This is a genomic window from Sorangium sp. So ce394, from assembly GCF_051474665.1.
GTDB classification, from domain to species: domain Bacteria; phylum Myxococcota_A; class Polyangia; order Polyangiales; family Polyangiaceae; genus Sorangium; species Sorangium cellulosum_D.
The window spans coordinates 10,878,397-10,888,752 of sequence record NZ_CP150339.1; the positions used below are offsets into that span (position 1 = coordinate 10,878,397).

A 10,356-nucleotide genomic window follows, 5' to 3' on the forward strand; every position below is an offset into this window, starting at 1 on the left:
GCGGCGTCCCGGTCGTGCCACATCACGGCGGGCGCGCGGCGCGCTCGTCGCGGGCTCCTCCGCGGCGGGAGGGCGCGCGCCCCGGACGGCAGCGACGCGGAAGGCGAGACAATGGCGAAGCGCGACTACCTCAAGATCACGGACATGACCCTGGCCGAAGCGCACCGCGTGCTCAGGCTCGCCGCGCGCCTGAAGGAGGAGCCGAAGGGGCGGCGCGCGACGCTGCTCGCCGGCAGGTCGGTCGCGGTCGTGCTGGAGAAGGCGAGCACCCGCACGCGCGTGTCGTTCGAGGTCGGGATCGCGCAGCTCGGCGCCCAGCCGGTCGTGCTGAGCACCCAGGGCAGCCAGCTCGCGCGCGGCGAGCCGATCCGCGACACGGCCCGCGTCCTCGCCCGGTACTGCGACGCGATCGCGTTCCGCACGTCGTCGACCGCGCGCCTGCTCGAGATGGCCGAGGCGAGCGTGCCGGTGATCAACGCGCTCTCGGACGACGGGCACCCGGTGCAGGTGCTCAGCGACATCTTCACGATCGAGGAGGCGCTCGCGGCGGGCGGGGACAGGACCGGCATCGCCGGCCGGCGCATCGCGTTCCTCGGCGACTGCTCGAGCAACATGGCGCGCTCGTGGCTCGAGGCGGCGCCGCTCTTCGACTTCCACCTCGTGCTCGCCGGGCCCGAGGGGTACATGCCGCCCGCGGACGAGGTCGCGCGGGCGCGGGCGACAGGCCACGTCACCCTCGTGAACGACCCGCGCGAGGGCGCGGCGGGGGCAGACGTGGTGAACACCGATGTGTGGGCGAGCATGGGCCAGGAGGGCGAGGCGGAGCGGCGCCGCGCCGCGTTCGCCGGCTGGACGGTGGACGCCGGGGTGATGAGCAAGGCCGCGCCGCACGCGGTCGTGCTCCACTGCCTGCCGGCGCACCGGGGCGAGGAGATCGACGACGAGACGCTGGAGGGGCCGCGCTCGCGCGTGTGGGACCAGGCCGAGAACCGGCTGCACGTGCAGAAGGCGCTCATGCTCTGGCTGCTCGGCGTCGAGCTGGCCTGAGGCTCGGACAGACGGAATCTGACCGCCGTCAGACGGAGGTCAGACGGAGAGAGAGCAGGAGTGTCATCCAGCCCTCCCTCGCGGTCAATGAGCGGGGCACCGACGCAATAGCCAGTCGGGAACAGCCCTAGGTTCGACGCGCGCCGACAGGCGAGCTCTTGCGCGGCCTCATCCGACGCGACGCTCCAACGCGCTGCTGCGCTCGACGCGCCGCTCCCAGCCGGGCGACGTGCGCGGAATGATCCGCTCTGCCGATGTGTTCGATCGTGCACGCGGCGAGTTCGTTCATGGTGAACACGCCGCCGGACTCTGGTGGGCAATCTCGCAGCGGCCATGTGGTCTCACCCGATACCGCACGATGTGACCGCGATGGGCGATCTCATCTGTGCTTGAGACCACAGCGCTCGTTTCGGGATCGCCCCGGGGGACGACGAAGGGTTCTCCCCGATTGCGACTCGGGCCGCTGCGCTCCACTGTGGTGGTCCACGCGATGAGCTGTGCCAGGGTCGCTGTGAGCAGCGTCGCGGCGCGTGGTTGAACCACATTTGACGTTGTTTCACAACGCAACGAAGGAGTTGCCACCATGCGAAATCGATTCGACAGGGACATGGATTACGGTCGAGACGAGCGCGGCTGGGACGAGCGCCAAGGACAGGGAGGGAGCTGGGACGAGCGCCAGGCACAAGGCAGCAGGTGGGACGAGCGTCAAGGACAGGGCGGAGGCTGGGACGAGCGCTATGGCCGGCCGCGGGGCAGCTTCCCGGAGCGCAGCTGGTCGCGCGACGAGCACCGCACCTCGGGCTACGACCAGGACCGCGACCACGGGCGCGCGATGCAGCGCGGCTACGGCGGCGAGCACACCTACGACCAGGGCCGCTTCTCCGGTCGCGACGGCGGCTTCGACCGCGACTACAACCGCAACTTCGGCGGCGGCTATGGCCGCGACTACCGCGGCGAGCACGAGGGTAGCCTCGGCGGCGGGTACGGCCGCGACTACCGCGGCGAGCACGAGGGCACCTTCGGCGGCTACGGCCGCGACTACCGCGGCGACTACAACAGGAGCTTCGGCGGCGAGTACAACAGGAGCTTCGGCGGCGGGTATGGCCGCGATTACCGCGGCGAGCACGAGGGCACCTTCGGCGGCGGGTACGGCCGCGATTACCGCGGCGACTACAACCGCAGCTTCGGCAGCCCCTACGGCCGCGACGACAACCGCGGCTGGGGCCGCGACGACAACCGCGGCTGGGGCCGCGATCAGGACCGCGAATACGGCCAGGACTTCGTTCGCACGGTCCGCGACGCGGGCCGCTCCGCGATGCAGAACGTCAGCGGCGCGCTGAGCAACATCGGAGAGCGCGTGCGCAGCGCGCTCGGCCGCGGGCCCAAGGGCTACAAGCGGTCCGACGAGCGCATCCGCGAAGACGTCTGCGAGCTGCTCTCGGATCGCGACGATATCGATGTCAGCGAGGTCACCGTCCGTGTTCAGAACAGCGAGGTCACGCTGGAGGGCACGGTCAGCGAGCGCCACCACAGGCGCCTCATCGAGCAGATCGCCGAGAACGTCCGCGGCGTGGAGGACGTGCACAACCAGATCCGCATCAAGCGGGCCGCCGAGACGACGACCACGACGACCGCGACGACGGGCATGACCGGCGCGACGGCCTCGACGGGCGCGCAGCAGAGCGCGTCTCGCCCCATGGCGAACGACGTCGCCCATCGCTGACCTCGCCCGGCAACCGCGACGGCAGGACCAGCGCAGCGCCAGCGCCGCGCGCAGGCCCTCGCCGGCTCACGGTCGGCCGGCGAGCTCCACGACCACCTTCACCAGGCCGGCGGGGTCGATCGGCTTGGCGACGTGCTTCTGGAAGCCGGCCGAGAGCGCCCTCCTCTGGTCCTCGATCCGCGCATAGGCGGTCAGGGCCACCGCGGGGATCCCCCGGATCTCGGCCCGGCCCGCCGCGCGCACCTGCCGTATCAGCGTATAGCCGCTCTCCCCCGGCATGCCGATGTCGCTCACCAGCACATCGGGCCTCAGCCGCTCCAGGACGCCCATGGCCTCGCCCATCGAGCCCGCCGTGGTGACCTGCGCGCCCGCGCCCTCCAGCAGGAACGCGATCATCTCGCGGGCGTCCGGCTCGTCGTCGACGAGGAGGACGTGGAGGCCGCAGAGCGGCGCCCGCTCCCCCTCCTCGAGCGCGACGCGCCACGGCGCGGGCGGCGGCTCCTCGCGCGCGCTGGAGGGCGCCGCGTTCAGGGGGAGCGTCACCGTGAACGTGGCGCCGCTTCCCTCGCCCTGGCTCTCCGCGTCCACCGTGCCCCCGTGCAGCTCGACGAGGTGGCGGACGATGGCGAGCCCCAGGCCGAGGCCGCCGTGCGCCCTCGTCGGCGAGGAGTCGCCCTGGCGGAAGCGGTCGAAGACATACGGCAAGAACGACCTGGCGATGCCCTTGCCGTTGTCGGTGACCGCGATCACGACCTGCGCGTCGCTCCGGCCCACCCGGACCGTCACCCGACCTCGCTTCGGGGTGAACTTGACCGCGTTGGAGAGCAGATTCCACATGACCTGCTGGAGGCGGTCCGGGTCGCCGCTCATCTCGTCGGGCGCGTCGTCGAGCTCGACGCAGATCTCGATGTCCTTCGCCCTCGCCGTGGGCGTGAGGGTGTCCACGGCGGCCTCGACGACGGCCGCGAGGTCGACCGCGGCCGTGTTCAGCCGCAGCTTGCCGGTGATGATCCGGGAGACCGTGAGGATGTCGTCGACGATCTGCGCCTGCGCGTGGGCGTTCCGCTCGATCGCCGCCATCCCCTGCTTCACGCGGTCCGGGCCGAGCTCCCGCTCCTTGATCAGCCGCGCCCAGCCCAGGATCGCGGTGAGCGGCGTCCGCAGCTCGTGAGAGACGGTCGCGAGGAACTCGTCCTTCATGCGGTTCGCGTCCTCGGCCCGGAGGCGATCCTTCTCCGACTGGGCGAGCGCCTGCTGCTCGCGGCGGAGCAGGTCCGCGCGCTCTCGCTCGAGCTGCTTCAGCTCGGTGATGTCGACGACGGCGCCCGTCAAGAACAGCGGCGAGCCGCCCCGATCGACGATGAGCCGCCCGCGGTCGTGGACCCACCGGATCGCCCCGTCGGGGCGGACGATGCGATGGATCATGTCGTAGACGTGCTGTTCCCGGAGGGTCCGCTGGTGCGCCGCGGCCACCGCGTCGCGGTCCTCCGGGTGCACGCGGCTCAGCCAGTCGTCCATCGACTGCGTCGTCTCGCGCTCTTCCAGGCCGAGGATGCGGTTGAGGCTCGCGTCCCTCGTATCGGAGAGGGTGGTGAGGTCGATCCTCCACGTGCCCACGTCCGCCGCCCACGTGGCGAGCCGGAGCCGGTCCTCTCGATCCTGGAGCGCGCTCTCGATCCGGAACCGCTCGCTCAGGTCGACCGTCAAGCCCACCATGCGGATCGGCTCGCCGCGCGCGTCGCGGAGCACGGCCCCGCGATCGAACACGTGGGCGACGGAGCCGTCGCCGCGGTAGATGCGGTACTGGTCCGACCAGCTGTCGCCGCTGCCGCGGAGGAGCTCCTCGAAGCCGCGCGCCACGCGATCGCGATCCTCGGGCAGCAGGCGGGTGAACCACCAGGCGCCCGTGGGCGACGTCTGCTCGGGAGCGTAGCGGAAGACCTCATGAAAGGTCTCGTTGCGCTCGACCTGGTCCGTCCGGAGGTCCCAGTCCCAGATCGGGTCCTTGACCGCTCGCGCGAGGAGGCGATAGCGCTCGCGCTGTACGTCCACCTCCAGGCGCGCGTCGAGCTCGCCCGCGGCGGCCTCGCCAGCGCGCTCGCCGACGCCCTCGGGCTCGGGAGGCGCCTGCCCGTCCGCGCTGGCGAGCGCCACCGCGGCCTGATCCGCGAGCGCCGCGAGCAACCAGGCATCCTCGTCCGAGGCCTGAAGGAAGCGCTCGGCCGCGAGCACGCCGGAGATGCGGTCGCGGAGGATCAAGGGGGCGGCGACGACATGGGCCGACCCGTGCAGCGCGCGCGCGACCCCCTCGTCGAAGCTCGGCAGCGGGCGGCCGCGGAGCTCGGCGACCAGCGCCGGGTCGAGCCCCAGCGAGGACCGGACGACCGGCCGCCCCTCGTCGTCGTTCAGGATCAACACGGCCCTGCCGGCGCCCCCCAGCTGCCGCGCCGCCGAGATGACGGTCTCCTGGATCTCGCGCGCGGAGCGCGCCACCGCGAGCGCGCGACCGGCCTCGGTCAGCACACGCACCTGCGACCGAGATCTGCTCTCGAGATCGATCACGGAGGGACGGGCCTCGGCCGGATAATACGGGAACTCTCGCCGATGGTGGATGTGCATCCCTGACCGGAGCAGCCGAGCACGCTCGGCGCACGGCGCAGCCACGCCAGGGCGCGAGCGGGCGGTGTATACCTCTTGTGAACCTGTAATAGGAGCGTGCGGACATGCGCGCCAGCCAGGCCGAGGACAAGCGTGCGCACAAAACTTGGCCCTGGATCCGGATTCCTGCGCAAACACGCGCTGCGTGGAATTCCGCGACATCCCGCCGGAGCTCCTCCTGGCCGTGGCCGGCGCGGCGCTCTTCTTCGGGCTGGTCCAGACGCTCCGGCTCGCGTGGCGGAGCGCCCGGCAGCGGCGCCGGATCGAGCGCTGCCGGGAGCAGGGCGCCGCGGGGGAGGCGCGCGCCGAGGCGCTCCTCCGCGAGCTCGGCTACACGATCGTTGGCCGGCAGGTCGCGGTCTCCTATGGAGTCCAGATCGACGGCGAGCCGTTCACCGTCGGGCTCCGCGCGGACTACCTCGTGGCGCACGGCCAGAGGCGGTATGTCGCCGAGGTGAAGACAGGCCGGCTCGCGCCGCGCATCGACACGCCGGCCACGCGGCGGCAGCTGCTCGAGTACCGGCTCGCGTTCGACGTCGACGGGGTGCTCCTGGTCGACGCGGAGTCCCGGCGGGTGCGGTCGGTGGTGTTCCCGCTGCCCGCCGGCGCCGCGGGGCGCGAGCCCCCCGGCGCGCGCCTCGCGTGGTTCCTCGCGGCGGTCGTGGCGGGCCTCGTGGCCGCGATGGCGGCGCGCGCCGGCGGGTGACGCGGGCGCGCGGCGCGGCCTCTACAGCGCGGCGCGCGGACGGCGCCGGCGGCCGGCGAGGAGGAAGAGACCGAGGCCGAGCAGGCCGAGGCGGGCCGGCGAGCCCTCGGACGTCGCGCCCGCGCGGCAGGCGCAGGACGAGTCGGGCTTGGGAACGAAGCCGCTGCCCCCGCCGCCCGCGCCAGCGCCAGCGCCCGCGCCAGCGCCCGAGGTCAGATCCGGCGGCTCGTCCAGGAACAGGCCGCCTCCGTCCTGGCCCCCGCTCGAGGCCGTGACGCCGCCGTTGATCGGCGGGTCGCCGCAGAACCCGCGGGCGCACGGCGCGTTGCCGGGGCAGACGACGCCCGCGCACGCGTCGGTGCAGCTCCCGCCGATGCAGAGCTGCCCTTCAGCGCAGGTCACGCCCTTGCACCCGACGTCGACGCAGCGGCCGTCGTCCCCGCACGTCTTGCCGTCGGGGCAGGTGCGGCAGCCGCAGTTCGACTGGCAGATGCCGCGCTCGCAGACCGCGCCGTCCTCGCACTCGATCTGGGCGCAGAGATCCACGCACCGCCCGAGCTGGCACTCCTGGTTCGCCGGGCAGATGACGCCGTCGCACCCGCCCACGCAGGAGCCGCCGACACAGACCTGTCCGCCCTCGCACGCCACGCCCACGCACGCCTCCTCCACGCAGAGGCCCTCCTCGCAGACCAAGCCCTGGTCGCAGACGACCTCGCCGCGGCCGCAGTACGGCACGCACGACCCGCGGTTGCACACGAGCCCGTCCGCGCAGAGCCCCTCGCCGTTGTCGACCTCGCCGTCGCAGTCGTTGTCGATGTTGTCGCAGCGCTCGCTCTGCTCGCCGGGCTCGAGGACCCTCAGGCACTCGGTGTCGCCCTCGGTCGCGCACCCCGTCCTCCCCACGGCGCACGCGCCCTGCAGCCCCGTGTCGCAGATCTGGCCGCCGCCCTGGCAGGTCACTCCCGTGATGTAATAGACGAAGTCGTTGAAGTCGCCGTCGTTCTCGTACCCGCCCTGGCTCCCCTTCCAGCTCGTCGGGGTCACGGGCAGGTCCTCGAAGGCGACATAGAACGCGTCGGGCGAGGCCGTCGACGTGTAGATCAGCGTCGTCACCCACGGCTCGTTCGGCGTGCAGCTCGTGCAGACCGTGTTGAGCTCGCGCTGCGAGAACTTCGTCTGGGTGCAGTAGGTGCCCGCCTTGCCGATGAGCGCGAAGCCGACGAGGCCGCCCTGGTACCGCGCGTCGTTGCGGATGTCGGCCGCCGAGAACTGGGTCGGCGTCCAGTCGTGCTGCCCCGCCTGGGTCGTCATCATCGTGGCCAGCGGGCAGAAGTCGTTGTCCTCGCACCGGAACGCCACAGACGTGTCCGCGGGGATCAGCTCGTAGATCTGGTTGTCCGGCGGGCGCACGCCGCTCGCCGTCGCGTTGTACCAGCCGAACGCGACCTTGCACCCGCCCCCGCGCAGCACCAGCTCTCCCGTGAACCCGCAGAGCGGCGAAAAGACGCCTGGCTCCGTGCTCGCGTCCGCCACGGGATCGATGTCCTCCCCCCGGTACATGAAGAGCCCATCGAGCGTGACGGCGTTCTCCGGGAACCCGCGGCCCCGCACGAGGCCGAGCTCGGCCTCTCTGACCGGCGTGGGAAGCCGTGTGCCGTCCAGCTGCTCCACCGCGGCGCTCGCGGGTACAGCCCCCGCGAGCGGCGCGAGCAAGAGGGACAAAGAGAGCGCGGCTCGTACCGCGCGTCGGCGAGAACCCATGAAGTAAGGCGTTTGCGGCATGTGCGCCACTGTACACCTCCTCGTGAGCGCTGGGGGTAGATGATTCCATAGCTCCGCACCATCAAAATGTTGCAGCCCAGTTGTTCCCGCGCCGCTGTGCGCGCCTGTTTTGACGCACGCTGTCACCGCGGCGCATGGAGTCGCGCTGGCTGTCAGGAGCGTTTTCTGCTGCCGCTCCGGGCTGGGAGGCAACAGCCTACTTGACGCTCTCCCGCGGCGCGGCGGGGGGGAGTTGCGGCGGAGCGCGGAGTGCGTCGTCTCGGCGTTTGGCGCGACCTGAGGCTCCGCGTCGTGCCCGAGGCGCGGGCCTGGCTGGCCGACGCGAGGTTCGATCCGAGGCGCGGGGCGCGGCTGCGGCGGGGCGGGCGCGGCCCTCGCCGAGCGGCTGCCGCCGCGCTCAGCGCGCTTCGGCGGGCGGTTCGGCCGCGGGCCCGGGCTCGCCGTGGACGACGGCCCACACGAACTCCGGGATGAGCGCGAGCGAGTGCTGGTCCTGCGTGACGCCGATGAGACCGCTGATGAACTCCAGGGCGTGCTCCTGGCGCTGCTCGTCGATGAACCGCAAGGGCGCGCTGGTCAGCCCGGGCGGGAGCCGGGCGAGCCCGGGCCCTTCCGGCTTCGCCAGCGCGGCGAGCGGGTTGCGCCTGTCCTCCGCGGCCCGCCACCGCTCGAGCCAGCCGTCGAGGGCCGTGTTCGGAACGAAGTGGTCGGCAGGCCAGGCGCGCAGGTAGGGGAAGAGCACGTGGATCCACCCGGTGAGCTCGTCCGCGGCGTTCTCGTAGCGGAAGAAGGCGCGCCAGAACGCCGGATCCTGACGGCCCTCCGCCGCGGCGACGATCTGGTCGAGCACCGGCAGGAGGACGTGAGTCCAGCGCTCCGCGCCGAACGGGGCGAACGCCGCCGCGCGGTGGCGCACCCAGCGCCAGTCGTCCGCCGTGCCGAGCAGGTAGATGCGCGGGATTCCGGCGTTCGGAAAGCTCATGTCCGCGGGGAAGGGCGGCTGCCACTCGAAGTGCGGCACGAACGGCGTCATGACCGTGAGCTCCGACGCCACGCGCTCCACCGGCCCCGTGGTCGAGAAGCTGGCTGTCACGAGCTCCCGCAGCGTGCCGACCCGCGCGGCGATCTGGGCGGAGAGGTCCGAGAAGGCGACGGGCCACGGGTTCACCTGACCGAGCGTGAAATCCGGCCGGTCGATCCTCAGCTCGAAGTCGCCGTCCTCGAGGAGGACCTGGCGCCGCTGCTCCTCGTTCGCGGCGACGTGGAGCGTGAACCCCCGGGCCAGGCAGAACCAGATCACGTCGGGCGAGAGCACGAGGGGGTAGCGCTGGGTGAAGGACATGTACGCCGCCTGGACGAGCGGGTGCACGTCCGTGCGTCCGACGATGGGCAGGCGATGGCGGTACGCGGCCTCGACGCGGGAGACGAGCAGGCTCTGCACCGTCGATTCCTCGTCGAACGCGGGCAGCGGCGCCGTCGCAGGCTCGAAGTCGGTGACGACGATGGTCGTGATGCTCATGGATCCTCGCTCTCCTGGCCCTGCGCGACGGCTTCATGGGCCAGCGCTGCCGCTCCAACCTCGTACACAAGAGCGCCGCGCGAGACAACTCGCCTCGGCGGCGGGCGCGCAGCGAGCCGGCTCAACCTTGGATTCGCGCCGACAGCCCTCGATAGCCACCGCGCGCGGACGCACGACCGCGCGTGAGGCGCGTGAAGGGAAAGGCAAAACAATTCGCTCTCATAAGAATATTACAGCACAATCGCAACGCCGGCGGATGCATTCGAGAGATAGATTACCTGGCCGACGGGTTGGCCGCAATCGAGGCGCCTGTCGCGGGTCGACCTGAACGCATGCCAGGACCCGCGTCGGCGTTTCGACGGGCGAGCGCCGCAATGGGGCGCGCCGTTGCGGCTCCGAGGTGCGGGGATCGCCGATCCAGACGCGGCCCCGAGGCGGTGCGCAGCGGGCGGAGCAGGGATGCCATGGCGCGGGATATCCCGCCGCGAGGCGCGGGGGCGAGGCGCTTGGCAACGCGCGATTTTCGCGTCAATCATGGCCCATGAGGTCCTCGCGGAGCCGTTCGCCGTCGCCAGTCACCGGGGTCCGGTCGGGGCTGGGCAACCAGATAAAGGGCTCAGGCCGTTTCACGCACCCCTCGGCCGGCAGCAGCACGCCGTCCAGCAGCACGGCCGTGCCCGACGCCGTGAACCAGGCCGCGGCCCCGAAGCCGACCCCGAAGCCGGGCGCCTTCTCCGGCTGGGATCCGGTCACGCGGAAGAGCGTGAGCCAAACGAGCTCGCCCGGCCCGACGACCACGACGACCACGACGACCGCGACGACCACGCCTTCGGGGAATCAGCTCGGGAGCGCGACGGGCGGGAACAATGGTTCCCATGTCGGCCAGGGGCCTACCACGGCGCCGAGCTCGCCCACCGCGAC

General features: G+C 72.0%; 7 protein-coding genes. 3 read left to right on the plus strand and 4 right to left on the minus strand.

Going from position 1 to position 10,356, the window contains the following annotated elements; genetic code table 11:
* The first annotated feature begins 111 nt into the window (after positions 1-111).
* Complete coding sequence (gene argF, locus WMF33_RS40255) at positions 112-1,047, plus strand: ornithine carbamoyltransferase (protein WP_437333574.1); 936 nt, start codon at positions 112-114, stop codon at positions 1,045-1,047.
* A 583-nt stretch (positions 1,048-1,630) separates the two neighbouring features.
* Complete coding sequence (locus tag WMF33_RS40260; RefSeq protein WP_437333575.1) at positions 1,631-2,770, plus strand: BON domain-containing protein; 1,140 nt, start codon at positions 1,631-1,633, stop codon at positions 2,768-2,770.
* Between the two features lie 66 nt (positions 2,771-2,836).
* Here the strand turns inward: WMF33_RS40260 and WMF33_RS40265 are convergent, their stop codons facing one another.
* Positions 2,837-5,389: a PAS domain-containing protein gene (locus tag WMF33_RS40265; protein ID WP_437333576.1), complete on the minus strand. Its 2,553-nt coding sequence runs from the start codon at positions 5,387-5,389 to the stop codon at positions 2,837-2,839.
* Positions 5,390-5,573: 184 nt separating this feature from the next.
* On the opposite strand from WMF33_RS40265, the gene WMF33_RS40270 reads away from it, so the two are divergent.
* Positions 5,574-6,134 (plus strand): hypothetical protein, encoded by a 561-nt coding sequence (locus WMF33_RS40270; protein WP_437333577.1) that lies wholly within the window; start codon positions 5,574-5,576, stop codon positions 6,132-6,134.
* A gap of 21 nt (positions 6,135-6,155) precedes the next feature.
* Here the strand turns inward: WMF33_RS40270 and WMF33_RS40275 are convergent, their stop codons facing one another.
* From WMF33_RS40275 to WMF33_RS40285, 3 genes are all read right to left on the minus strand, one after another.
* Positions 6,156-7,856, minus strand: coding sequence for an MYXO-CTERM sorting domain-containing protein (locus WMF33_RS40275; protein ID WP_437333578.1), 1,701 nt, complete (start codon positions 7,854-7,856; stop codon positions 6,156-6,158).
* A 457-nt stretch (positions 7,857-8,313) separates the two neighbouring features.
* A complete protein-coding gene (locus WMF33_RS40280; RefSeq protein WP_437333579.1) occupies positions 8,314-9,435 on the minus strand; it encodes a DUF4419 domain-containing protein in 1,122 nt (373 codons plus the stop codon).
* 528 nt (positions 9,436-9,963) lie between these two features.
* Entirely contained in the window at positions 9,964-10,260 is a 297-nt protein-coding gene (locus WMF33_RS40285) for a hypothetical protein (RefSeq protein WP_437333580.1), read from the minus strand.
* Between the last annotated feature and the right edge of the window lie 96 nt (positions 10,261-10,356).

Coding starts and splice junctions, on each gene's coding strand:
- argF (WP_437333574.1), top strand. CDS start 112: ATGGCGAAGCGCGACTACCTCAAGATCACGGACATGACCCTGGCCGAA.
- WMF33_RS40265 (WP_437333576.1), bottom strand. CDS start 5,389: ATGCACATCCACCATCGGCGAGAGTTCCCGTATTATCCGGCCGAGGCC.
- WMF33_RS40260 (WP_437333575.1), top strand. CDS start 1,631: ATGCGAAATCGATTCGACAGGGACATGGATTACGGTCGAGACGAGCGC.
- WMF33_RS40280 (WP_437333579.1), bottom strand. CDS start 9,435: ATGAGCATCACGACCATCGTCGTCACCGACTTCGAGCCTGCGACGGCG.